The organism is Luteimonas sp. A482 (genome assembly GCF_054072655.1).
Window position 1 is genome coordinate 1,444,797 of sequence record NZ_JBSVRO010000001.1, and the last position, 23,932, is coordinate 1,468,728.

Genomic DNA, 23,932 nt, shown 5'->3' on the forward strand with positions numbered 1-23,932 from the left:
GGCTCGAATGGGCGCTCCGAATCCACGCTCGCCACACCTGGTGGTCCTCGGTCGGCCGCGCCATCTGTTGCTGCCCGCACTCCTGTTCGCAGGCCTTGCATCCGCCCATGACACCGCCGGAGATCAGGTCGCCGGAGCGTCCTCGTGCGGTGCCCGCGACGCGGATGACCCGCGCCCGCGTATCGGACTTGCCCTGGGTGGGGGCGGCGCGCGCGGCGTGGCGCACATCAGTGTCCTGCGCATGCTCGAGTCGCTGCGCATCCCCGTGGACTGTGTCGCCGGCACCAGCATGGGGGCGCTGGTGGGCGGGCTGTACGCGTCCGGCATGCCGGTGGACGACATGGAGCGTCTGGTGGTTTCCACCGACTGGCCACGGATGTTCAACGACGCGCTCGAGCGCCCCGAACGCTCGTACCGACGCAAGCAGGACGATCGCGACAACCTCGCTACCATCGGCGTCGGCATCGGCAGCGAAGGCCTGAAGGTATCGCCGGGGATGCTACAGGGAGAGCGGGTCCTGGCCCTGTTCGAGCGATCGACCCTGGGCGTCAGCACGGTCGAGGATTTCGACCAGTTGCCGATTCCCTATCGCGCCATCGCCACGGACCTCAACACGGGCGAGGCAGAGGTCCTGCACGGTGGAAGCCTTGCGATGGCGATGCGCGCGAGCATGTCGCTCCCCGGCATCTTCCAGCCGGTGGAGGTGGACGGGCGCGTGCTGCTCGATGGCGGGCTCGCCAACCAGGTGCCCATCGACGTGGTGCGCGCGATGGGCGCGGACATCGTGATCGCGGTGGACGTGGGAACGCCGCTGACCATGCTCGACCGCGATGCGAGCCTGCTCGACGTCCTCTCCCAGATGACCGGGATGATGACGACGGGAAACACCGCACGGCAGTTGGCGACGCTGGGGACCGACGACGTGCTCGTGGTGCCCGCGCTTGGCGACGACGTCGCCACGGGCGACTTCCAGAAGGCGCGTGAGGCATTGGCGATCGGTGCCGTCGCCGCCGAGGCCGCGCGTCCGCGGCTGGCGAGATTCTCGCTGTCGCCCGCCCGCTACGCGGAGGCGATGCAGGCGCGCAGGACGACAGCGTCGACGCCCCCGGTGATCGAGTTCGTCCGCCTGGAGAACGAGACGGGGTATGCCGACGCGGTGCTTCTGTCGCAGGTGGGAATCCCCGTCGGCGAGGTGCTCGATGCCGAGCGCGTCGAAGCTCGCCTGCTCAGGGCATATGGACTGGGAACCCTGTCAAGCATCACCTACGAAGTCGTCAATGAAGGTGGCCGCAGCGGCGTGCTGCTGCGGGCCCGCCAGAAGCCGCAAGGGCCGAACTACCTGCAGCTCGGACTGACGCTCAACACCGATTTCGAAGGCAGCTTCGAGAGCAACCTGCGGGCGGCCGTGCTGTTCGCGCCGCTGAATCCGCTCGGCGCCGAGGCACGCATCACGGCCGCGATCGGCAGCGAACCGGGCCTGCGTGGCGAGTACTACCACCCCTTCGACGTGGCCAACCGCAACGTGCTGGTGGCGCGGCTCGGGTACGAGAACCCGAACATCCATGTCTTCGACACATCTGGAAACAACATCGCTACCTACGACGTCCGGGTGGTGGGCCTGGGGCTGCGCGCAGCGCGCGAGTTCGGCAACCACGGCGCTGCGACCATCGGGGTCCAGCGAGCCAAGGGACGCGCCAGTATCGAGGTCGGCGACCCTGCGCTGCAGGACTTTGACTTCGAGCAGGGAAACCTGTTCGCCAACATCACGGTCGACCGCCTGGACAGCCTGTTCTTTCCGCGCAACGGCTACTTCGCTTCCGTCGGATACACGACTTCGCGCGACTGGCTGGGCAGCGACACCGAGTTCGACCAGGTCGACTTCGATACCATCGCGGCGAAGAGCTTCGGAAAACACGCGCTGCAGCTGGGCGCCGCCTACCATTCGACGATTTCGGGTGACCTGCCCGTGCAAAGCCGCTACCGCCTCGGCGGCCGGGCACGGCTCGCGGGCTTTCGGCTCAACGAGTTGACCGGCCAGCATTACGGGCTCGTGCTCGGCGGGTACACCTACCAGGTCACCGAGTTCCTGGGGCGCTCCGCCCAGGTCGGCGTGACGATCGAATACGGAAATGCGTGGGAGCGCAGGCAGGACATGGCCTTCGACGACGGCGTTCTCAATGCAAGCGCGTACGCGGGCTTCGATTCTTGGCTGGGACCGATGCTGTTGGGCATCGGCTGCCGTGAGCAGGGCAACTGCGTCTTCTTCCTGGAAGTCGGGCGGCCATTCTGACCGCGAGGATCCAGGTTCGATGCGACGGCGGGGAACGGGGAGGCGCGCGTGCAGGAATCCGAGTGGGTCAACGAAGTCTTTTCCAATCTCCGCAACCTGGTCGTCTGCGCGTTGCTGATCGCTGCGGGCATGTTCCAGAGCGAGCATCCGTCCACCTTGGCCGTGGCGATGGGGCTCGACCTCGTGGTGGGGTGGGGCATGGTTACGATCGGACTTCTCCTGACGATCCTGAACCTGCTCTCCGGGCTTTCGCAGTTGTCGAAGCGGCCTTTCCCGAAGACTTCGATGATCCTGCTGTGCCTTGTCTATGTCGCCCTGTCGCTGCGCTTGATAGCGGTCCTTGTGGCCTTCCGTTCGAATTGATCCTTCCTGTCCATCACCGCCGGATGCCATCACTCCATGGACCAACGTTAGCTGGCGATCAGCGATTGGCCTGTCAACGCGTTGGTGGGAAAGACGGCGAGGCGCAGCGTGGCCTGCGCGATGTCGTCGACCGTCGTGCAAAGTTGACTGCGGCCCGATGGCCTATGCGTTGGACGATACGCGCTCCTGCAGTCCGGGCAGGTGCCGCACCCGGTGTGCGTGACCGCGTTGCCGGCGATGAGTGCGGCATTGACGCCACCGAACGATACGCGGGCCATCTGGTGTTGCGCGCGGATCCAGTCACTGGTTCAGAGCCTTGTCCTGGTAGTACTTGGTGCCCTTGATTCCGAGTTCAGCAGCCAGTCCTCGTTCCGTGACCTGGTAGACCAGGATGCCAGGCGACACCGAAAACGCGCCTTCGATGGTCTGGCCGCCTTCACGGCTCATGGCGGCGGCAGTCGCCTGGCCGCCTGCTTGCCAACCTTGCGTCGCGAACCCGGCCATTGCCTCCTCTTCCTGGAAGACGAAGATCAGGTCGTACTTCTTGATGCCGAATCCCACCCCGGCCGAACCTTCCACGAAGCGCATGAAGGTCTCCTGGCGCGACGGCAAGGCCACGAGGAGGCCCCTGCCGAAACTACCGCCGATGGCGCCCAATGTCAGGCCCCAGCGACTGAAGGTCGCATAGCCCTTGGCGCTGGCGATGGTGTCGCGGGCGCCGGGCTGGACCGCGTACAGTCGTTCCAGCACCTGGCTGGACTGCGCGCGGACCTTGTCACGTGTTGCCTCCGCGTCTGCTGCCATGGCCAGGTTGGACATGACCAGCAACAGGCACAACAGCGCGGATGTGATGGCGCTTCTGATCTTGAGGGTCGTAGTCATGGCGTTCCCTTCGCGGTCGGAATTCGTGGGTTGCCCCAACGGACTTGGCAGACGCGCCAACGTTCACCAGGTGCAGGTCGCTCGCGCTGCCAGCCGTTGCATTGTTCTCCTCGCCATCGGGCGGCGGTATTAGCCGATCGTGCGCACGCCATTGCCCGATGGGGCAGGCTCGGTCCGGCAAAGGCGCGTGCGATCCGAGACTGGGCGATCCGGCACGGGCAAGGCGACGCGCCACTGCCAAGCGTCACCCGCGTAGAAGCTGGCACCGTTCCTGCTGCTGTCCCCAGGGGCAACGTTCCCATCCCCAAGTGCCAGTTCCCGCCAAACCGCCGTCGTCGCAGACTCATGCCATCCAGACGACGAGTCTGCCAGCGCAGCTGGCGCGGCACGGACGCGGGCAACGGGCGCAGGCTGGCACCGCCAACCGGGATCCGGTCGCGGCCTGTCTTCGCGTTGCGGCCGCGCTGGCTGCCGACATCAACTGGCCGGTTGAACATGACGGAGAACACCATGACGCTATCCAGCGAAGCGCTGATGCCCGTGACGGGACAGCCTTTCAACAACAAGCAGAGGCTGTTCGTCCGCTACTTCACGGGCATCCTCATCGACTTGCTCGTGCTCAACCTGTTCGTCGAGTATTCGGACAAAGTCGTCATCGATTCTTTCAGCATCTCGCTGCTCGCCGCTGTGTTGCTGCAAGTCCTGCTGAAGGCCACGATCGCAGTCGAGCACTGGGTTTCCGGCTTCTTCAAGGGCAAGAGAGGCGGTGTCAACACGTTTCTCAGGTTCTTCTTCGCGTGGCTCGTGCTGTTCGGTTCGAAGTTCGTCATCCTTGAGGCGATCTCGCTAGCCTTCGGCGACAAGGTCCAGTTCCTCGGGCGTTTCCACGGCATCGTGACGCTCATCGTCGTGATCGTGACGATGCTGGTCGCGGAGGAAGCGATCGTGCGGCTGTACCGGGCGCTTGGCGAAAAGCCCGCCGCAGCACGGCTGCCCGGTGGCGACGTGGCCGACGAGCGATAGTCCCAAGGCACAGTCATCTGGAGCCGTTGAGGCGCTCAGCCCGATGGCGTCGAGATCTGCCTCTTCAACTTCAGGGCGCTGCACCAAGGGCCTATGGATCAACGCCACCTTGAGTGCTAATTCTTGTTCTGGTTGTCGCCCGGACCGTGTCGTGCAGCGGCAACCGTATGCTGGCAAGCGGTACTAGGAATTGATCATCCTGATTACAGAAGGCACGAGATGAGAGCTTTCCAGTTCGTAGGCGCACACAAGCCGGCTGAGCTCCGCGAGGTCCCGGTGCCCGAGCCGGGTGCTGGACAGGTCGTTATCAAGGTCGGGGGGTCGGGCGCCTGCCATTCCGACCTGCACATTCTCGATGGATCCGTGAAGCCCGGACCTGCGCCCTTCACGCTTGGCCATGAGAACGCAGGATGGGTGGAGAAGCTTGGGCCCGGTGCGACAGGGTTCGCGAAAGGCGATCCGGTGCTCGTCTACGGCCCGTGGGGTTGCGGGTTGTGCATGAACTGCCGAGTGGGCCGGGAGAACTATTGCCAAAACCCGGGCGACATCAAGGCGGGAGGCATTGGATCGGACGGTGGAATGGCGCCTTACTTCCTTGTCCCGTCGACCCGTTTCCTGATTGCCCTGGGCACCCTCGATCCTCGTGTCGCCGCACCGCTTAGCGACGCCGCCCTGACCAGTTACCACGCGGTCAAGCGATCGCTGCACCTGCTGGGAGCGGGTTCGACCGCCGTGTTGATCGGAGCCGGCGGGCTCGGCCAGATGGCCATCCAGATCCTGCGCGTGCTCAGCGGGGCAACGACCATCATTGCCGTCGATACCTCGGAGGCCAAGCTCCGGATCGCCAGGGAGATGGGCGCGGACGAGGTTCTGCTGTCGGGCGACAACACAGTCGCGCGAATCAGGGATATCACGCGGGGACAGGGTGCCGAACTGGTGCTCGACATGGTGGGCGCCAGCTCGACCTTGGCCATGGCTGCACAAGTGGCCCGCGTCCTGGGCAACGTGACCATCGTCGGCGTGGGCAGCGGAGCGATACCCGTGAAGTTCGGCAGTCCGGCGCACGAGTGCTCGGTGTGTTCGCCCTACTGGGGGTACATCCCGGAGCTGATCGAAGTGGTGAGTCTCGCCCAGTCGGGAAAGATCAAGATGGTCGTCGAACACTTCCCCCTCGAAAGGGCCGCCGACGTGTACGACCTGTTGCACCACGGAAAAATCAACGGCCGCGCCGTCATCACACCGAACGACTGAAGGAAAACGACATGACCAGCCAGCCATCGACGGCGGGAGCTACCCGGCCGTCCACCAACAGCTATACGATCGCTGCCCCCATCAAACCCGGCGGGCTCGAGAAGCTCCACGCCCTGGTCGCGGAGGCGCGCAAGGCAGGAACGTTCGGCGCAATCTCGGAGGTGCTGGGCATCCTGCACTTCCAGCGCTTCTTCATCCTGGACAACTACCTGGTGTTTACCAGCGAGTTCGACGGGGACACCGAGAGCTACCTGAGCGACTTCTACGTGGGCGAGGTCACGCCGGGTCCGACGTACGGCCTGTTCAACAGCGCCTGGCAGTACACGGAAGGCTGGCCCGGTTCCGAGGACCGCGCCGCGTTCGTCAAGTTCTGGTTGGATCACAAGATCGAGGAGCTGCTCACCTATTCGTACTATCCGGGCGTGCCAGCCAAGGCGATCCGCAAGGCGCTCCGCGTGCAGGCGGCGTTTCAGGAGGCGCTCGACGCGCCTGGCGCGGCGGAGGCGCTGCGGAATCCGGCCCTGAAGGCGCTCCTCGCCGAAGCATCCGACTAGGTCTGCGGCACCAATGGCAGCGACGATGCTCGAACTGCACGATATCCAGAATGGCGCCCTGCAGCCCCGGCCTCTGCCGTACGTCGGCATTTACTTTCTCCTGCGCGTCGACGACGCGCGCGCGGGCCGGGAAATGCTGCGACGACTGATCCCGGCGCTGGACAATGCGACCAGTCCCGCCTCGCCGGAGCGACAGGCCTGGGTCAGCGCCGCCCTTACGTTCCAGGGGCTGAAAGCCCTGGGCGTGCCGCAGGCCTCGCTCGACAGCTTCCCGGTAGCGTTCCAGCAGGGTATGGCGGCACGGGCTGCGATGCTCGGCGATGTCGGCCAGAACGCGCCCGAACACTGGGAGTATCCGCTCGGCCGGCCCGACGTCCACATCGCGGTCTCGGCGCTGGCGCCGGACGAGGCGCGGCTCGAGGCGGTGCTGGCAACCGCGCGCGAGGTCATGAAGTCCATCCCGGGGGTCGAGGTGATCTGGCGGCAGCCGTGCCACGTGCCGGCCGACAAGCGCAATCCGTTCGGTTTCGCCGACGGCCTGAGCAATCCCGCGATCGAAGGCACTCCCTTCGTCGGCAACAATCCGCAGGAGGTGCCGACCAAGGCCGGCGAGTTTTTCCTCGGGTACGAAAACGAGTTCGGCGAACAGACCCCGGTGCCTGTCCCCGAGGCGCTCGGCAGGAACGGCACCTTCATCGCCATGGCGAAATACCACACGCACGTGGCGGTGTTCCGCCAGTACCTGCGCGCGAATGCCGTCGACACCGAGGACGAGGAGCGCGTGGCTGCCAAGATGGTCGGGCGATGGCGCAGCGGCGCGCCGCTCTCCCTGGCGCCGGATCGCGATGACCCCGAATTGGGAAACGATCCTCGCCGCAACAACAATTTCCTCTACGAAGCTGACGATGCGCGCGGGCTGAAGTGCCCGATGAGTTCGCACGCGCGGCGAATGCATCCACGCGATGCAAGGATCATTGGTGTCTCGCGGGTCCATCGTGTGATGCGGCGGGGAACGGCCTATGGCCCGATGCTTCCGCCCGGCGTCCTGGAGGACGACGGAGTCGATCGCGGTATCGTGTTCCTTTTCATCGGTGCCGATCTCGAACGGCAGTTCGAGTTCGTGAAGAAGGAGTGGGTGAACGACGGCACCTTCATCGGCAGCAAGGGCGAAAAGGATCCCATGATCGGCCCGAATGACGGCACAGGCCTGTTCACCATCCCGCAAGAACCGATTCGTCGGCGCCTCAAGGGCATGCCGGCTTTCGTCACCATCAAAGGTGGCGAGTATTTCTTCGCGCCCGGCTTGCGCGCCCTCCGTTGGTTGGCCGAACTGGATACCTGAAGGCGAACGGTTCTATGGGCCGGGCGCTCCAAAACCCGCTTTCAAGGAGATGAGCTGATGTCGAACGCCCCCTCGAACACCCGCGTGCCGGGTTTGGCGGAAGAAACGATCCACCCGGACGAGGACAAGTTCATCGAGACGCTCAAGGTGTTGACGATGGAGCGCCTCAATCAGCAATACCCGCCGGGCTCCATCGGGATCCAGCGCGACGCGCACCCCAAGACCCATGGGTTGGTGACTGCGGAGTTCATCGTGTTGGACGATTTCCCATACCAGCTCCGACACGGCGTTTTCAGCAAGCCGCGGAAGTTCGACGCGATCATACGGTTCTCCGCAGGAGATACCTTCAGCCAGCCGGACACGCGTCATCCGCGGTCGGGCGGCATGGCCGTAAAGTTGCTTGGCGTCGAAGGGGAAAAATTGCTGGAGCGCGACAAGCACGCGCAAACCCAAGACTTCATCATGATCAACTTCCCGGGCTTCCTCGCGCAGAGCTTCGAAAGCTACGAGGGGCTCCACCGTGCCAATGCACCGGAAACCCGCGCGCAGTTCTACAAGGCAAATCCCCACGAGCACGCGCTCTTCCTGCGCCAGTCGCTGGAGCCATTTTTCAACCCGCTCCAGGCGAGGTTCTTCAGCCAGGTGCCCTACATGCTTGGTCCCCATGCGATCAAGTTCAGCGCAAAACCCACGTTCCGCACGGCCAACAGTGCGCCGGAAGCCGAAGGGCCCGACTTCCTGCGTGAAGCGATGCGGCAGCAACTCAGTGAGGACGATGTCTATTTCGATTTCCTGGTCCAAGTCCAGACCGATCCGGTCAAGATGCCGATCGAGGCGCCGCTGACGGTCTGGGACGAAGCGCAATCGCCATTCCAGCGGGTGGCAATGATCCGCATTCCGCGCCAGGAGGTGACTACAAAAGGCGTGGAGCTGGCGGAAACCCTTGCCTTCACGCCATGGCATTCGCTGCCGGAGCACCGGCCAATCGGAAACATGAACCGGGCGCGAAAAGTCGTCTACGACATGGTCTCCGAGTTCCGCAGGACCACCAACGGCGTCGGGCGGGAAGAACCAATCAAGCTTCCTTTTTGACCTCGATCTGAGTCAGGTAAAGCCCGCGCCCACCACAGTACGCAGCATCAAGTACTGCATCGTGCAGCTGGCTCATCGGCAGGTCTTCGGAAGGCGCAGTCGTCAGCATGATGTCGCATGCGCGCTTCGTGGCGCCATAGCAGCCCGCATGCATTTCCGGCTTTGGTCCGATTTCGACGGCGATAGCTGACGCCAAGTCCCGCCCCATCACCCCAGCAACTCCCGCAACTTCTTCAATTCCTCCGCCGCTCCCTTCTTCAGCGCCTCCAGCTGCGGCGTCACTTCCTTCGATTCCTTCGACGCCGCGCTTGCGCGGCTTGCCACCGTGTCCAGGCGCTCGCGCAGGGCGCTGTCCTCGTCGGACAGCTTGCGGATCGCGGCGCTCTTGAACAGCTTGCCGACTTCCTTTTCCTGGGCCTCGGCGGCGGCCAGGGCGTCGGTGGCGCGGGTGGTGCCTTCGCGCAGGGCGGTGGCGACTTCCCTGGCGAAGAGATCGAAGCCGTCGTCGCCGGCCTTCTCGCCTTCGGCCTGGTAGCCGGGGGAGTCGGGCACCAGCAGCACGGCGCCCTTGCCGACGCGCTGCAGGTCGAGGTGGGGGTTGAGGGCGCGCAGGCGATCGAGCGCGGCGGGTTCGCTGGTGCCGTCTTTCACCAGTTGGGCAGTGAGGGCCTGCAGCGAGGTGTCCTGCTTGATGACGAGGAAGCGCATCGGGGTGCTCCTTCAGGCGGTGATGTTGAGCGCGGTCCACTGCGCGGGCAGCGGCTCGATGCCGTGGCTGGTGATGTTGCCCACGGCGGCGACGGACTGGGCGGCCAGCTGCACGGTCGGCTTGGTGACGCTGCGGGCGCGGTTGGCGTTCATCACCAGCAGCGGGGCGCGCAGGCGCACGGCCGGGTTCTGGCCGTTGTCGAACAGTTCGCAGCAGTTGTCGCTGAACATGATTTCCGCGCCGGCCTGCACCTCCACCGCGACCGAGCCGCCGCGCGCGAGCAGCATGTTGCCGATCACGGTGGCCACCGACCCGCGCGCCAGCACCGAGGCCGCGAACAGATCGCTTGCGGCGGTGGCGATATAGGCGCGGTCGCCCGAGAGCACCAGGGTGCGGCGCGCGTCCAGGCGCACGGTGGACAGGTTGACGGTGTGGTGCACGGCTGCGGCGGCAACGCTCAGGTCGACGTCGGCGACGGCCTCGTTGGCCACGCGTGCGCCTACGCCGCCCACCAGCAGGGCGTACCAGGGGCTGGTGCCGGCCTGCGTGCCGTCGTCGCGCTGCACCTGGTTGTGCGCGATCTCGGTGCGGTCCAGTGGCGCCTGCACCAGCAAGCCGACGCCCGCGCCGGCGAAATCGCCCACCGGCCCGATGCCGCTCACTTCGTTGCCGTGGATGCGCGAGCGGCTGACGCCGGTGGCGACGATGCCGGCCGACAGCGAGACGCGCTGCTCGCCACCGCGGGCGATTTCGCGGACCTGATTGCCGGCGATGGTGGCCGCGGCGGTGCGCAGCACCGCGATGCCGGCGACGATCGTGGCCTTGGCCTCGCCCGGCGCACCGGTGATGTCGCGCACGTGGTTGTTCTCGATGCTGGCCGAATCGGACTCGGCGTCCTCGGTCATGACGATGCCGTTGCCGCAGTCGCGCACCACGTTGAGCTTGACGATCAGGTCGCCGACGCGTGCGCGGATCGCGATGCCGGTGTTGCGAAAGCCGCTGACCTGGTTGGCCAGCACGTGCACCTGCGCCGCACCGGCGCGGTCGAGCCCGGGCACCAGGGCGATGCCGTCGTTGCCGTCGACATGCGGCGTGTCTCCGGTGCCGTGCACGCGGTTGCCGTCGATCCAGGCGTTGCCGGTGCCGCAGACGATGCCGTGGCCGCGCAGGTTGAGGTTGTTGCCCTCCACCCGCAGCGAACTGCCGGCGGTGGCCAGCCCGCGCACCAGCACGCCGTGCGAGGGGCATTGGGTGAACTGGTTGTCGCCGATGCGGGTGTCCCACAGGTGCCCGACGCTGCCGTCGAAGGCGATGCCGTTGCGCTGGCAGGAGAGGATGTTGTGCTCGATCGCCAGCGCACCGAGCAGGGCGAAGGCGGGGCCGCCCTCGTTGCCGGTCTCGGTGCGGATGCCATCGGGCGCGATGAACAGGTTGTCGCGGATGGTGATGCCGGCGCACAGCCCCGACAGCGCCACCGCGGCGCTGCGCCGATCGCGGATGCCATCGAAGGCGTACACCAGCAGCTCGCGCAGGGTCACGCCGAGTGCGGTCTGGATGCGGATCGCCGATTCCAGCCCGGCCGACAGCACCGAGAGCTTCTCGATGCAGATCGCCATGCCGGTCTCGATGACGAAGGCCGAGCCGGGCGCGGTGACGATGGTGGTGGCGCCCTGACCGCGGATGGTGATGGCGCGCGCGCCGCGCAGGAACACCGGCTCCTGCAGCGCGTAGTTGCCCGGGGTCAGGCACACAGTGCCGCCGCGGTCGCGCAGGCGGTCGACGGCGCCCTGGATGGTCAGCTGGCCGCTGGCGTGCGATTCGGGGGTGACGCACTGGCTGCAGCCGCAGTCGTCGCCGCCGGCGGGCGGCCAGGACGTGCGGCAGTCGCTGACGCTGCCCGCGGCGACGTCCCAGATGCCCAGGCGCGCGTGGTGGTGGTGGGTGCCGCGCGGAGGTGCTGCGACAAGCGCCTCGACGCTGGCATCGGCGGTGCGCGCGGCAAACGTCCACCAGTCGCCGCGGCGGAAGCCGCGATTGCCGGCGCTGGAGAACGCCACGGTCACGCCGTGCTCCAGGATCAGCTCGATGCCTGCAGCGGGGACGGCGATCAGGCCGGTGGAACCCGCTGCATCGAGGTCCTGGACCTGTGCGGTGGTGCCGGTGCCGGTCACGCGGAACACCTTGCCGGCCTGGTCCCAGCGGCGCACGCGCAGGTTGCGCTGCGCAGGCAGGGCGTCGTCGGGGAAGGCCGGCGGCAGCATGTCGGCCGGCAGCGCGGGCGCGAAGCTGGCGCGGCGGTTGCCGGGGTCGGCGATCGAGAGCCGGCGCAGTTCGCCCGGCCGCTGCGCGAACTCGCGCACATCGTCGAGGATCTCGACCCAGTCGCCGTCATGCAGGCCCAGCACCTCGTCGCGGCCGAGCGTCTCGAGTTCCAGCTCGGTCGACGACACGTATGCGGACACGCGCGCGCCGACGCTGGCGTTCTCGCGTGACCACTTGAAGCTCGCGCCTGCGCCGGGCAGGCCCGGATCGTGGATCTCGACCCGGTAGAGCTGGTTCTCCAGGCCGCGGTATCCGCCGCTGGGCGGCAGCTCGCAGGGGTCGCTCAGCGGCGGCAGCTCGTAGGTGCCCGTGCTCAGGCGGCCCTCCGCCGGCGCGATCAGCGCGCTCCAGCCGGGAAGTTCGGCGTCGGGCGTGGCGCAGCTGGTGCCGGCGTCGAGCGTCTCGTCGAGCAGGCGCACCTGCCACACGGTCTGCAGTCGCGAACTGGCGTCGACCCCGACCGCGCTTTCGACCAGGGACGGGTTTTCGAGCGCGGTGACTTCGCGGTTCCACACGTCCAGGTAGACCAGGTGCCGGCCGGCCTCGGGCAGGCCGGGGGGGGAGGGCAGGTAGGGCTGCGCGTCGTAGGCCAGCGGGTCGACGGCGTGGGGTTCGGCCAGCAGCGGATCGAATGCGGCCTCGCCGCCGCCATGGTTCTCGGCGAGCAGGCCATCGACATACAGCCGGCCGCGGCCGATCTCCAGGCTGCCTGCGCTGGCGGTGATGCGGAAGGCGTCGGGGGTGGTCTGCGACACGGTCGCGCGCCCGAGCACGTCGCTGGCGAGCGCACGCAGGCGGCGGTCGAGCACCGCGACCAGTTCGTTGGCGTCCGCGTCGAGCAGCACGCCGCCCTGCTTGAGCTGCACGCCGGACCAGTCGAGCAGGGGATCATGACGGATGCGGGAGAGGTCGGTGGCCATGGGAAGGCTCCATTCGAGGACAGGATCAGGTGGCGTGGAAGATCCCCGCGCCCAGTCCGTGGCGCAGGTATTCGTCGAGGCGGATGTGCAGGTTGGCTTCGCGCTGCGGCTGGGCGAGCGCGTGCATCACGCCGATCTCGCCTTCGTCGCTGGCGCCGCGCAGGATCGCGGCGGGCGTGCTCGCGCGCAGCTGCATGTAGGCGCGCTGCCCGTAGCGCAGCGCGTTGAAGTGCGGGCGCACGCCGGGATGGGCATCGTCGGGCAGGCAACGGTAGCGGCGCGGCGCGATCGAATCGGGCGGCAACCAGCAGAAGCGCACGCAGCCCTGCTGGGTGCGCTGCGCGCGCACCGGTGCGATCCAGTCGTCGCCTTCGGCGAGCGCGGCGTGGAAGATCGTGTCCGAGGCCAGTTCGATGATGCGCGCATGCAGCTTGCCAACGATCGTGCTGCCGCGCACCATCAGGGTGCCGCCCGCGCCTGCGCCATCGGGCGCGGCATATGCGACCGAGGCGGGCGCCCCGGCGTCGACGATGCTGTCGACGATCTCCACCTCGGCGCCGGCCGCCGCGCGCAGGCCGCCGGTGATGCAGTGTTCGAGGCGGACGCTGGCGAACGGGTGCTCGATCACCAGGCTCGGCGCATCGGGCGAATCGGCGCTGCCATCGGGCAACAGGGAGATCCCGGGCACCAGGGTGCAGTGGCGCAGGACCAGGGTGCGGCGGGCGTCGTCCGCGGCGGCGGGCAGCACCAGCGCGCCGCCGGAGAGGACCAGGCCTTCGAGCACCAGCTGCGCGGCCGCGCCGATGTCGAGGGTGATATCGCCCGTGGCCACCAGCAGCGGGCGTGCGCTGTTGCGCGCGGCGACGACGACGGTGGCGGATGCGTCGGGATTCGCCGGCGCATCCACCTGGAACTGCGGTGGGGCCGCGTAGCCGAGGCTGTCGCCGATCAGCAGGCGGCCGCCGCCGGCGATCGCGTCGAGGTGCGGCTGCAGGTCTTCGGCGTCAGACGCTGTCTGCTGCGGCACGAGCGTCTCGCCATCCGGCACGCGTTCGTACTCGCCGCCGCCGATCCTGCGTGCGAAGCCGTAGTGGAAGCTGGCGCGCAGCGGCAGTTCGACATCGGCGCCCAGCACGATGCGGCCGCGCTCCGGATCGATCGCGATCACGCCATCCGGCACCGCGTCCTGGTGGTTCCAGCCGCCGCCGCCGACATCGCGCAGGTCGGCGACGACGATCTGAGCCACCGGCACCGGCTGCCAGCTGCCCGCTTCCGCGCCGGGTCGCAGCAGCACGAGGCTTTCACCGGGGCCGTAGTCGTCATCGTCGGCGGCCGCCTGCGCATCCGCGGGCAGCGCCTGGGTTGCGCGCACCGCCGCGGCCATCCCACGCACGTCCAGTGGCGCGGCCACGTGCGACGGCGCGCTCAGCGTCGCGATCGACGCTTCGCTGCGCGGTCGCCGGAACAGCGCGAGGTCGGCCCCGAGCGGGTTGAGCCGGAACCGCGTGCCGGAGGCATCGCCCGGATGCGGTACCAGCGGCACGCTGCTCAGTGGCAGCGGCAGCAACCGCCACAGGAAGATGCCGATGTTGGGGATGTTGTAGCGTCCGCCGCCACGGTCCGCGCCCGCCTGCGGGCCCCGCATGTCGGGCGTGTGGGCGGTGGTGTTGAAGGCGCCGCCGAGCGCGCGCATCGCAGCCTGCGAGCGCAGGTCGGCCGTCGCGGGCGCGTGGGGCCGCAGGTGCTTCATGTACTGGGTGGTCGCGAGCTGTTCGAAGAACTCCGCCACGTGCGCCGGCCAGCCGGTCAGGTCGGCGGCCAGTTGCTCCAGCATCAGCGCGGTGCCCTTGCGGCGGCGGTAGGCGATGGTGTTGGCGACCTCGGCGCGTGGCGACGCCACGTCGGCGTCGATGCCGGCGAGCGGGCGATAGCCGATCAGGTCGCCGATGTAGGGCACCACCCAGTCGGCGCAGGTCTCGACGAACTGGTCGTCGTAGAGCTGCTCGAGATCCTCCTCCAGCGCCTCGAGTTCGCGCGCGAACAGTGCCACCAGGTCGCGCAGCGGTTCGCCTTCGGCCGCGTCACGGATGCGGTGGATCGCCGGGAGCAGGGCGTACAGGCGGGCGGCGTCGAGGCTCATGGCATCGCCTCCAGTCTTGCCAGTGGGCCGGGGTGCAGGGTCAGCAGCTCCGCCGGCCGTGGCAGGCCGCCGGCCACGCGCATCCGCGATGCCAGCAGCCGGACCTGGCGCGAACGCAGCGTCTGCGCATGCGGCGCGGTGCCGCCATACAGCAGGTCGAGGTCGATCGCGACCACGCCCGGCACGGCGTGCGCCACCGAAATCACTTCCGACTGCTGCAGCGCTTGCCCGAGTTCGCGCCGCTCGAACGAGAACGCATCGCGCAGCGTCGCCTCGACCGCAGCGAGCACCGCGCCAGCCTCGTGGTCGGGATGGCACTTCACCCGCAGGCCGACGTGGAACGTGCTGGCCTGGTGCGCCATCAACCGGATGCCCACGTGCGGGTCGCCGTTGGCTGCAAGCGCATCGCGCAGGTTGGACCACACCGGATTGGTCTCGCCGATCACGACACCCTCCTGGCCGGCGACGGTGATCGCGACCACGTTGCCGTGCGCCAGCTGCAGCACCTGCGCGCTGGCCTTGGCGATGCCGGCGTAGGCTCGCGCGAAGTCGGCGTAGTCGAGCAGCGAGACCACCCGTCCCAGGGTGCGGGTGCGCAGTGGCATCGAACTGCGCGCCTGCGCGGCCGGCTCCGGGTCGGTGCCGCCTTCCGCGGCGCCGGGATTGGCGGCACCCTTGAGGCCGAGCGGACGCGTCATCAGCTGGGTCAGCGATTCGGCGCGGACATTGCCCTCGATGCCGACGCCCTTGCGATAGCTGGCGCGCACGTTCTGGCTGCCGCTGGGCAGGCGCGCGCCGCGCTCTCCGTCGCCGAACTGCAGCCAGTCGCGCCCGGCTTCGTCGCTGCGCAGGGTATAGGCGTGGTCGACGGGGCCCGCGCCATGCAGGGTGTCGCGCTGCTGCCATTCGATGCCGCCGACACGGACGGTCAACTCGCTGGCGGCGCCGAGTTCGTTCGCCGCGGAGCGCCACGTCAGCGGTGCGTGCTTGAGTTCAAAGCGCTGGTGCGGTTCGCTGGCGCTGCCCGAGCCCAGCACCTGGGCGACGGTTTCGCCGTGACGGGCCAGGGCCACGTTGGCTGCGACGGTGACCGATTCGCGCGCCAGCGCGAGCGGCAGGGGCGGGGCGATGTCGAGCAGTGCAAACCCATCGCGCGCACGCGCCGGTGCGGTGAGGGACGCGCGGTGCACGATACGGCGCCCGTCGGCCGCGACGCCCTGCACGATGATGCGTCGCCCCTTCGCCAGGCCCGCCGGCGCCACCGCGACCGGGATTTCGTCACCGGTCACGGCGGTCGTGACCGGATACTCGGCCAGCCGCAGTTCCTCCGATTGCGCGAACACCTTCAGCGCGCGGACCCTGCCGACGAACCGGCCGTACTGGTCCCCGGCCAGGCGCAACCGGGTCGACTTGCCTGACAGCGCGAACTCGTCGCGAGAGACTTCGGTGGCGCCGTCGACGCGGTACAGCTCGACATAGGTGTCGCCCGGCGCTGGCTCGCTCGCCGCATCGTAGGCGCCGTAGGCCAGCACGGCGTAGCCGCCCGGCGCGATCGCGGGGTAGGCAGCATCGAGGTCGACGTGGCCGCCGTTGGCGGTCGCGCCTTCGGGCGACACCACGAAGTCCGGCCAGGGGGGGAAACCGATCGCGTACCGGTCGGGATCGAGCGCGGGCTTCGCCTCGCCGAGAATCGGCTGGCCAACTGCAGCCCGTGCCGTGTGCGCGGCGATCTGCAACACGCTCTTCGGCGACTTGCCCTCGTATGCATCGCGGAACGCCTGCGGCATCGTCCGCCACATCGGTGCGTTGTGCCCGAAGACCGAGGCGCGCTGGCGCAGTGCGTACACGCGCACGTCGTTGCCGGCGGGCGACATCGCGGGCGACAGCGACCCCAGGCCGCGCTTCCACGACACCCGGGTGCGGTCGTGTTCGGGCTCGGGCCGCACCTCGCTGAGGATGCGGAAATCCCAGCGGTTGCTCATGGGGTTCGCCTCGAACTCGGCGCCGACCACCAGCAGCGCATCGCCCGGCTTGAGCCCGGTGGCGACGCCCTGCAGCCAGGCCGAACGATCACCCTGCGCCGGCAGCCGCGGGCGCGACAGCCGCGGTCGCATCGCGCTCCACTCCGCGCGCGCGTCGACGGCCTCCACGGTCTCGAAGCTCTGCGGCTTTTCGTCGGGCCCGGGCACGCTCTGGACCTTGAGCCCGGCGGCCAGCGTCACTGCGGCGGGGATGCCGGTGACGAACATGCCCGGTTCCCGGGGCGCATTGGGCGGCGGCTCGCGCGGCGGCTCCAGTGTGAATGCAAGCCAGGTCTCCGCGGCGATACCCGGGCGCAGGCGGTAGCCGATCAGCCTGCCCATTTCCTGCAGCGACACGCGCTCGGTCGCGGTGCGCAGCCACGATTCCCGCGCGATCCGCTCCTGGTAGAAGGTGAGCACGTCGGCGCTGCAGGCGAAGGCATCGACCAGGCCGAGCGTGAAGTCGTCGGCATCGCGCGTGAGCAGCCGCGACAGCGCGGGGAACCCGGAGCTCGAGAGCCCATCGACGAGGCTCGATCGGAAGTCGTCGTAGCGCCCGATGCGGTAGTCCACCGCATCCAGCCCGTGGCGGTTTGCGTGCGCCTGCGGCGTGGCGGCTTCGATGCCTTCGCAGCAGCCGCAGGCCTCGCTGCCCGGGGCGGACGCGACCGCGCCGGCCTTCGCGTTGGGGACCAGTGCGCTCATTGCCCGCCTCCCGCCGACAGGGCAAGCCGGCCGCGCTCGCGGAAGTTGGGGTTGTTCGCCAGTTGTGCGATCTCCAGCCGGTCGAGCCGGATCACGCCTTCGTCCAGCGAAGCGTCACTGCCGTTGACGAGCCGGCGGAAGCGGTCGATGCGAATCGCGGCTACGCCCTCGACCGCCTGCGCGGCGGCGACGATGCCGCTCAGATGCACCGGATCGCCGAAGCTGAAGTGGTCCGGGTGGAACAGGCCGAGGCTGCCGTCGGCATGCGTGCGCGCGTCGAGGACGCGCTCGACGGCGGCGAGGACGTCGCTGCGGAAGTAGCCGGGCGCGACGCAGACATGCAGGGCGACGTCGAGCGGCACCATGCGCGGCGTGTCGACCTCCAGGTCGTAGCCGGCCATGCGGAAGCGTTCGAGGTGGCGGCGCAGCCGCGACTTGAACGGCGCATCGACCGCGGCGCCGCCCGGGCGATCGGCGCTGACGAATACGCTGTACCAGCTTCCGGTCCAGCGGAACGTCGCCGCGGCACGTCCGACCTCGGCGCTGCGCTCGCTGGCGGCGGCGTAGTCGGCGGCGGTGACCGCGCGTTCCTGGACGCGGAAGGCATGCGGCGCGTCGCGGCGCGCGGCTTCGACATCCTCGGGCGCGGTGCCGCCGGCGGCCGGCATCGGATTGCGGATCCCGACGATGCTGGCGGGGTCGGGCAGGGTCGAGGGATCGTCGGCGTAGAGCGCCGGATCGAACACCAGGTGCGCGAGCGCCTCGGCACCGATGTTGCCGGCCACGCCGTTGCCGATGCGGTAGTGGGCGTGGAAGCGGGTGCCGGCGTTGGGCCGCTCGCCGTGGCGGTCGTCGCCGAAGCGCAGGCGCGTGCGGCCATCGTGCTCGGCCTCCACCACGAAATGGGGCGCGGTGGCGTCGCTGCCGAGCAGGTCGTGGCGTGCAGTCCACCCGGGCGACTGCGCCTCTTCGTCCTCCTCGCGCAACACGATCTGCGCCAGCGCATGCCTTGCGTCGAGCGCAAGCAGCTGGCTGGCCGGCCAGAACGGCGCCTGCTCCGATCCCGGCGGCGTGGCCAGCAGCCCGGCAAGCTCGAATCCCTGCGTCACCGGCAGCTGGGCGAGCCAGGGACGGTAGCGCACCGGCACGGGTACCGCTTCGCGCGCGCCGCAGCGGTCCGCCCCGCGCGCGACCGGTGCGTACCGGCGCACGGCATCGGGCACGGGCGGCAGTGGTTCGGGCGGCAGCGTGTGGCCGTGGTCGGCCAGCACGATGTTGCCCAGGGCGACCGCCAAGCGCAGCTCCGGATGCGCCTCGACGCCGAGGCACAGCGGAAACGGCAGCGCATCGGCCGGATCCCATGCGATCCGCGTGACATCGCGTGGCTCGTCGGCCGGCGGCTCGTCGAACAATCCGCCTGAAGGATCCTCACCGTGTTCGACCGAGGTCAGGCGCACCGCCCAGCGATGGCTGCGGTCGGCATCGCTTTCCGACAGGGTGGTCGGGCTGCGGGTTTCGACCAACACCAGCACGTCGCCCACCTGCAGCGGAGGATGGTCGCGCAAGGTGGCGTCCGTCGCGCCGCGCGGCAGGCAGCAGCCGGCGTCGCCCCAGGTGTAGAACGTGGCTTGGTTGCAGGACGCGCGCAGCGTCGCGGCATGGGCGGTCTCGAACACGACCGGGCCTGCCGCCCGTGCCTCGCGTTCCTCGCGGCTGCCGCGTTCGATCACGCTGCCTGGTCCGCTGACGCGGCTCAGCAGCACGCTGCCGCGCGCCAGGCGTACATCGCCTGCGCCTTCGGCGAGCCGCAGGTGGACCCAGGCGCGCGCATTGCAGCCATCGTGCAGGTGGTAGTCGACCAGCCGCGCATGGCGTCGGACCGAGACGCGCCTGCGCGCCGTGGCCAGATAGGCCTCGTTGGCGATCGCGTCCTGGCGGTAGGACAGGTTGTCGGCGGCGTAGGCCAGCAGCTCGACCAGGGTGACGCCGAGGTCGGCCGCCGAACGCTCGCGCCAGCCGGGCACCAGCAGGTCCATGCGGTCGAGCATCAGCCTGCGGAAGCCGGGGTAGTCCTTCGCCAGGTAGCCGATGTCCGGCGACGCGACGGGCGCGGGCGGGCAGGGCAGCGTTTGCGCGCAGTCGAAATCGGAGGGGCATTCGACCTTGAAGGAAAACCCGACCTGCGACAGCAGCGGATCGAAGCCGGGGGGCGCGGCATCGGTGCCCGAGTTGGCAACCAGCGACAGGGTATAGCGCGAGAAATCGCCTTCTCCGGTGGTGCGGATGACCAGGGTGCGCGCGGGGTCGTCGAGGTCGTCGCCCAGGCCGGGCTCGGCTTCCGCCGGAAGTGCGTCCGCCGCCGCGCACCAGGCGATGCCGACCGATGCGATGCGCTCGCCGCCGCTGATCCGCAGGTTGTCGGGCGACAGGCTGAAGCCCGCGTGCAGCAGGCGCACCAACAGCGTGCGCTGGCGCGGCACCCCGGACCGCGCCGCGCGGTCGAGCACTTCGAGGAAGTCGATCGCGTTGGCGCTGCCGGAGCTGCGCAGCACCTCGAGCCGGCGCGGATCGCAGCAGTGGTACTTCATGCGCCGTCTCCCGGAATGTCGATGCTGGCGCGGGCGCTGGCCCCGTCGCGCAGCAGGCGGTAGTCGATGTCGACGCGCAGGGCGCCGTCGTCGTTGTTGATCCGCACCGCATCGACCACGATCAAATGCGACAGGTGCTGCTGCAGCGCAGCCTGCACCAGCATCTGCGCGGTGGCGGCGATCGCGATGCCGTTGGGTTCGAACACCAGCTGCAGCAGGCCAGCACCGAAGTCGGGACGCATCACGCGCTCACCGGGCGCGGTCAGCAGCACCTGCTCGATCAGATCGCGCACGTGGTCGGGCTCAAAGGTCTGCGCGGTGCGGCCGCGGCCGTCGAGGCGATAGGGGAAGTCGAGATGGGCCATCGGGCTGCTCCTCAGGTCGCCAGCACGCGGGTCTGCGTCGCGACCGCCTGCATGCCGGTGCCGGTGGCCACGCACAGCGCGGTGCCGCCGACGATCGCGACCGGCAAGCCGCCTGCCAGCACGCGTGTCGCGCCGACGACCCATTGGCCGGTGGCGCAGAACGGTGCCGGCACGCTGGCCTGCGTGCAGGCGGCGATGACGTAGGGCGTCGTCACCTGCACCACCGGCTGCGCGGACACGCTCACCCGCGGAAACGGCATCGTCGGCACGGCGTTGCCGGCGTGCATGCACAGGACGGTGGCGCCGAGGTGGAGGATGGGCATCGGCATCTCACACCACCGTCAGCGCGCCGAGGTTGATGTCGACGGTCGGCCCGGTCATGTTGATCGTCGCGCCCTTGCCGTTTGAGATGAGGATCCCGGTGTCGCTGACCGAGATCATCGCGCCGGTGCTGGTCTGGATCAGGATGCCGCCGGTGGGGCCGGGCACGTCGCTGATGACCAGGCCGTTCTTCGCCAGCGTCTGCAGGGTGATGCCGGAGACGCCCGGCGGCACCATGCGCGCCATCACCGGTACGTCGGCCTCGGCATAGAAGCCGCCGACCCAGACCGGGTAGTCCGGATCGCCGCGCTCGAACTCCACCCACACGCCGGCGCCGATCGGCGGCACGGTGAACATGCCCATGTTCATGCCCGCCACCGGCAGGCAGGGCATCGCCCAACTGCTGAGCAGGTTGCCGCCGACGTCCGGCACCTCGACCATCAGCCGGCCCTTCATCAGCGGATCGATGTTGCTGCGCACCGAGCCGCGGAACTTGCCGTAGAAGCGCCCGCCGCTCATACCGGCACCGCCGGGACGGTGGACACCAGGCCGTTGCGCGCCAGCGAGAAGCCCTGTTTGTAGGAGCCGCGCTCGATCTGGTGGCTGACGCTCTGCACGTAGTAGAGGCCGTCGAACGGCAGCCCGGCGCCGCGCACGCCGACCAGGCGCCGCGACTTCAGCAGGCGGCCGTAGCGGGCGACGTCGAGCTGGCCGGTGCCGAACACCGAGTCGCTGTTGCGGCCCGCGAACGCGAGCCCCCTGGCCAGCGCGCCGGCCACGCTCAGGTGCGCGGTGTCGGTGAGCTTCTCGATCTTCGGCGGCAGCGGCGGAACTGCGCCCAGCGGTGGGTTGAGCGGGCTGATGTCGGGGATCGGCACCGGGATGCCGACCTTGCTGTTGTCTTCCTGGAAATAGACGATCGGCATCTTCTTGCGTTCGCGATCGAAGTTGAAGCTGATCTGCTCGACGTTGGTCATCGCGTCCATGCCGGTGGTCAACGCCGGCTGCGCCTCGCCGACGCGGATCTCCGGCCCCCAGTAGGCGAAGCTGGTGCCTGGCGCGGGGCCCGGCTCGAGGTAGAACACGTAACCGGCCTCGTCGGCGAGGCGCTTGACGTAGGCGTAGTCCGAACCCTGCTGGGTGGGGATGCGGTCGGTCGGCAGCGGGGGCTCGTCGGCGATGCCGGGGATCACCTTCGGGATCACGCCCAGCGCCGCGTACCTGGCGAGGATCAGCAGCACCCGCGCGAACGGCGGCATCGCCGGGAATGGCAGGCCCGGGAACTCGATCACGTCCATCAGCGCCGAGAGGTCCTTGCCCTTGACCACCAGCCGGCCCACGCCACCCTCGCCGGGCACGGTGTTCACGTTGGTCGCCATGCCGTCGACGATCACTTCGTCGCTGCCGTTGATCGTCACCACCAGCACCACGCGCATCAGCGGCACCCCGCCACCGCCGCCGCTGAGCAGGAACAGCGTGCGCAGCGGCGATCGCGCCGGCAGCTCGAAGGTCAGCTCGAAGCCGCCCTGCGCGTCGCCGGAGCCGGCCTCGACCCTGGCCGAGACCAGCGCCTCGACGACCTCGCGCGGGGCGGCGACCGGCACCGGTCCCATCAGCAGCGCCAGCTTGATGCCGCGCGGATCCATGCTCAGGTGCCTCCCGAGGGGATCGCGACGCGCGCGCCGGGCACGTCGGTCAACTCGAACGGATCGGTCACCGCGTTCGCGTCGGCGATGCGCCAGTACGACAGGGGACTGCCGAGCGTGCGCGCGGCCAGCAGGTCGGGGCGATCCACCGCTGCCACCACGGCCTCGACCGCGACCGGGATCGATTGCCGCTGCGGGATGAAGCGGCGCGCGACATGCGCGATCGGCTCCGCGCCTTTCAAGGGCACATGCAGCGCCAGCGCGACCCCGCGGTAGCGGCTGAGCGGATCGAAGGGTTCGCTGGGGATCGCGCCCGCGTCGATCAACAGCTGGATCGGATCGGTCATGGTCGCGTCCTCATGGCAGTGCGTCGATGCCGAGGGCCTGCAGGGTCGCGCTCGGCGACTTCGTCGCCAGCGCCTCGCGCGCACGCAGGTGGTTGAGGAACAGCGCGCCGCCGCGATGCCGGAAGCCGTAGTCATCGCTCGACAGCACGCGCAGGCCGATGCTGACCCTGGCCCGGATTGGATTGAGCGCGGCGTCGAAGGCCTCCTCGGTGATCGACAGCTCGGTGACCCGCACAGGTGCGATGCGGTCGCGGCCCCACACGAACAGCACCAGCGGCGCCTCGGCCGGGACGATCTCCAGCACGCCACTGGACGCGAGCGCATCGAGCGCCTGCAGCTCGCCGGCCGAGGGATGCACCAGCGATTCCAGCGCCGCCAGCTGCGGGCCGATGCCGTGCTCGACGGTTTCGGCGTGCTGGTCGGGGGATTCCAGTCGGTCGGTGGCGTCGATCTCGGCTTCGACCTTGATCGACTCGATCGCCGGCCCCTTCAGCCGGAACGGCTGCGCGCGCTGGCCGTCGCCATCGCCACCCGTGCCCTGCACCTGGTAACTGCGCGCGAGCGAGTCGGGGTTGTACTGCAGCGCGATGGTGCGCGTCGGCGCGCCATTGCCGCCCGGCGGCAGGATCACCAGGCCGCCCTTGATGAGTCTTGGGGAGGACGAGAGGCTCACCTCAGGGATCCCGGAGCATCATCGCCGATGAGGTGGTAGCGGCCGTCGCGCAGTTCCAAGCGGGCGCCGAGGCCGCGCAGCTCCGTGATCAGCGCACCGATGCGAGCGCCGATTTCACCGGTGTCAGCGATGGTCGGGTCGGCAAGCCCAGCCCAGTGATTGAGTTCGGCGAGCAGACGCTCCACTTCCGTCCCTTCAAGAACGAAGCGGCCCTCTCGCTCGACCACGGTCGCGCCGCAGGAATGCAACTGCTCAAGCAGCGTGGCGATCCGTGCGCCGATCTCTCCAGAATCGGCGATGTCGGTCCCGCGCAACGCAGCCCAGCGATTGAGCTCGTCCAGCAGCGGTCCAGGTTCGGCGCGAGGCATGGTGGGCATC

The 23,932-nt window shown here is 68.9% G+C and carries 22 protein-coding genes; 7 read left to right on the forward strand and 15 right to left on the reverse strand.

All coding sequences use genetic code 11. The features are described from left to right. Positions 1 to 7: 7 nt before the first annotated feature. Together ACW5DW_RS06360 and ACW5DW_RS06365 are read left to right on the forward strand one after the other, a co-directional pair. A complete protein-coding gene (locus tag ACW5DW_RS06360) occupies positions 8 to 2,290 on the forward strand; it encodes a patatin-like phospholipase family protein (protein WP_457017914.1) in 2,283 nt (760 codons plus the stop codon). 48 nt (positions 2,291 to 2,338) lie between these two features. Continuing rightward, positions 2,339 to 2,653: a hypothetical protein gene (locus ACW5DW_RS06365; RefSeq protein WP_457017916.1), complete on the forward strand. Its 315-nt coding sequence runs from the start codon at positions 2,339 to 2,341 to the stop codon at positions 2,651 to 2,653. A 47-nt stretch (positions 2,654 to 2,700) separates the two neighbouring features. Here ACW5DW_RS06365 and ACW5DW_RS06370 read toward each other — a convergent pair whose 3' ends face one another. Then, positions 2,701 to 2,931 (reverse strand): hypothetical protein, encoded by a 231-nt coding sequence (locus ACW5DW_RS06370; protein ID WP_457017917.1) that lies wholly within the window; start codon positions 2,929 to 2,931, stop codon positions 2,701 to 2,703. Between the two features lie 22 nt (positions 2,932 to 2,953). Next, complete coding sequence (locus tag ACW5DW_RS06375) at positions 2,954 to 3,535, reverse strand: lipid-binding SYLF domain-containing protein (RefSeq protein ID WP_457017918.1); 582 nt, start codon at positions 3,533 to 3,535, stop codon at positions 2,954 to 2,956. A 510-nt stretch (positions 3,536 to 4,045) separates the two neighbouring features. Between ACW5DW_RS06375 and ACW5DW_RS06380 the strand changes: the two genes are divergently transcribed. From ACW5DW_RS06380 to ACW5DW_RS06400, 5 genes are all read left to right on the forward strand, one after another. After that, on the forward strand, positions 4,046 to 4,558 hold the full coding sequence (locus tag ACW5DW_RS06380; protein ID WP_457017919.1) for a hypothetical protein: 513 nt from the start codon (positions 4,046 to 4,048) through the stop codon (positions 4,556 to 4,558). A 219-nt stretch (positions 4,559 to 4,777) separates the two neighbouring features. Next, the gene (locus tag ACW5DW_RS06385; RefSeq protein WP_457017920.1) at positions 4,778 to 5,809 is read left to right on the forward strand and encodes an NAD(P)-dependent alcohol dehydrogenase; all 1,032 of its coding nucleotides are present in this window, start codon (positions 4,778 to 4,780) and stop codon (positions 5,807 to 5,809) included. A gap of 11 nt (positions 5,810 to 5,820) precedes the next feature. Next, positions 5,821 to 6,363, forward strand: a complete 543-nt coding sequence (locus tag ACW5DW_RS06390) for a hypothetical protein (protein WP_457017921.1) — start codon at positions 5,821 to 5,823, stop codon at positions 6,361 to 6,363. Positions 6,364 to 6,388: 25 nt separating this feature from the next. After that, the gene (locus ACW5DW_RS06395; protein ID WP_457017922.1) at positions 6,389 to 7,705 is read left to right on the forward strand and encodes a Dyp-type peroxidase; all 1,317 of its coding nucleotides are present in this window, start codon (positions 6,389 to 6,391) and stop codon (positions 7,703 to 7,705) included. A gap of 57 nt (positions 7,706 to 7,762) precedes the next feature. Further along, complete coding sequence (locus ACW5DW_RS06400) at positions 7,763 to 8,797, forward strand: catalase family protein (protein WP_457017923.1); 1,035 nt, start codon at positions 7,763 to 7,765, stop codon at positions 8,795 to 8,797. Here ACW5DW_RS06400 and ACW5DW_RS06405 read toward each other — a convergent pair. Genes ACW5DW_RS06405 through ACW5DW_RS06465 form a run of 13 tightly spaced genes read right to left on the reverse strand, consistent with a single transcriptional unit; the run spans position 8,781 to position 23,931 of the window. After that, a complete protein-coding gene (locus tag ACW5DW_RS06405; protein WP_457017924.1) occupies positions 8,781 to 9,005 on the reverse strand; it encodes a hypothetical protein in 225 nt (74 codons plus the stop codon). The two genes, ACW5DW_RS06400 and ACW5DW_RS06405, sit on opposite strands and share 17 nt — an antisense overlap. Then, positions 9,005 to 9,505 (reverse strand): hypothetical protein, encoded by a 501-nt coding sequence (locus ACW5DW_RS06410; RefSeq protein WP_457017925.1) that lies wholly within the window; start codon positions 9,503 to 9,505, stop codon positions 9,005 to 9,007. Before ACW5DW_RS06410 ends, ACW5DW_RS06405 begins: the two co-directional genes overlap by 1 nt. A 12-nt stretch (positions 9,506 to 9,517) precedes the next feature. After that, complete coding sequence (locus ACW5DW_RS06415) at positions 9,518 to 12,748, reverse strand: DUF6519 domain-containing protein (protein WP_457017926.1); 3,231 nt, start codon at positions 12,746 to 12,748, stop codon at positions 9,518 to 9,520. A 25-nt stretch (positions 12,749 to 12,773) separates the two neighbouring features. Further along, positions 12,774 to 14,888 (reverse strand): hypothetical protein, encoded by a 2,115-nt coding sequence (locus ACW5DW_RS06420; protein WP_457017927.1) that lies wholly within the window; start codon positions 14,886 to 14,888, stop codon positions 12,774 to 12,776. Next, complete coding sequence (locus ACW5DW_RS06425) at positions 14,885 to 17,614, reverse strand: putative baseplate assembly protein (protein WP_457017928.1); 2,730 nt, start codon at positions 17,612 to 17,614, stop codon at positions 14,885 to 14,887. Before ACW5DW_RS06425 ends, ACW5DW_RS06420 begins: the two co-directional genes overlap by 4 nt. Then, positions 17,611 to 20,202 (reverse strand): putative baseplate assembly protein, encoded by a 2,592-nt coding sequence (locus tag ACW5DW_RS06430; protein ID WP_457017929.1) that lies wholly within the window; start codon positions 20,200 to 20,202, stop codon positions 17,611 to 17,613. Before ACW5DW_RS06430 ends, ACW5DW_RS06425 begins: the two co-directional genes overlap by 4 nt. Continuing rightward, complete coding sequence (locus ACW5DW_RS06435) at positions 20,199 to 20,567, reverse strand: GPW/gp25 family protein (RefSeq protein ID WP_457017930.1); 369 nt, start codon at positions 20,565 to 20,567, stop codon at positions 20,199 to 20,201. The genes ACW5DW_RS06430 and ACW5DW_RS06435 overlap by 4 nt, the downstream gene beginning before the upstream one ends. An 11-nt stretch (positions 20,568 to 20,578) precedes the next feature. After that, complete coding sequence (locus ACW5DW_RS06440) at positions 20,579 to 20,890, reverse strand: hypothetical protein (protein WP_457017931.1); 312 nt, start codon at positions 20,888 to 20,890, stop codon at positions 20,579 to 20,581. A gap of 7 nt (positions 20,891 to 20,897) precedes the next feature. Then, on the reverse strand, positions 20,898 to 21,407 hold the full coding sequence (locus tag ACW5DW_RS06445) for a phage baseplate assembly protein V (RefSeq protein ID WP_457017932.1): 510 nt from the start codon (positions 21,405 to 21,407) through the stop codon (positions 20,898 to 20,900). Then, the gene (locus tag ACW5DW_RS06450) at positions 21,404 to 22,534 is read right to left on the reverse strand and encodes a hypothetical protein (protein ID WP_457017933.1); all 1,131 of its coding nucleotides are present in this window, start codon (positions 22,532 to 22,534) and stop codon (positions 21,404 to 21,406) included. Before ACW5DW_RS06450 ends, ACW5DW_RS06445 begins: the two co-directional genes overlap by 4 nt. A gap of 2 nt (positions 22,535 to 22,536) precedes the next feature. Further along, a complete protein-coding gene (locus ACW5DW_RS06455) occupies positions 22,537 to 22,881 on the reverse strand; it encodes a Base plate wedge protein 53 (protein WP_457017934.1) in 345 nt (114 codons plus the stop codon). Between the two features lie 10 nt (positions 22,882 to 22,891). Further along, on the reverse strand, positions 22,892 to 23,554 hold the full coding sequence (locus ACW5DW_RS06460) for a CIS tube protein (RefSeq protein WP_457017935.1): 663 nt from the start codon (positions 23,552 to 23,554) through the stop codon (positions 22,892 to 22,894). Then, a complete protein-coding gene (locus ACW5DW_RS06465) occupies positions 23,551 to 23,931 on the reverse strand; it encodes a hypothetical protein (protein WP_457017936.1) in 381 nt (126 codons plus the stop codon). Before ACW5DW_RS06465 ends, ACW5DW_RS06460 begins: the two co-directional genes overlap by 4 nt. Position 23,932: the final 1 nt, after the last annotated feature.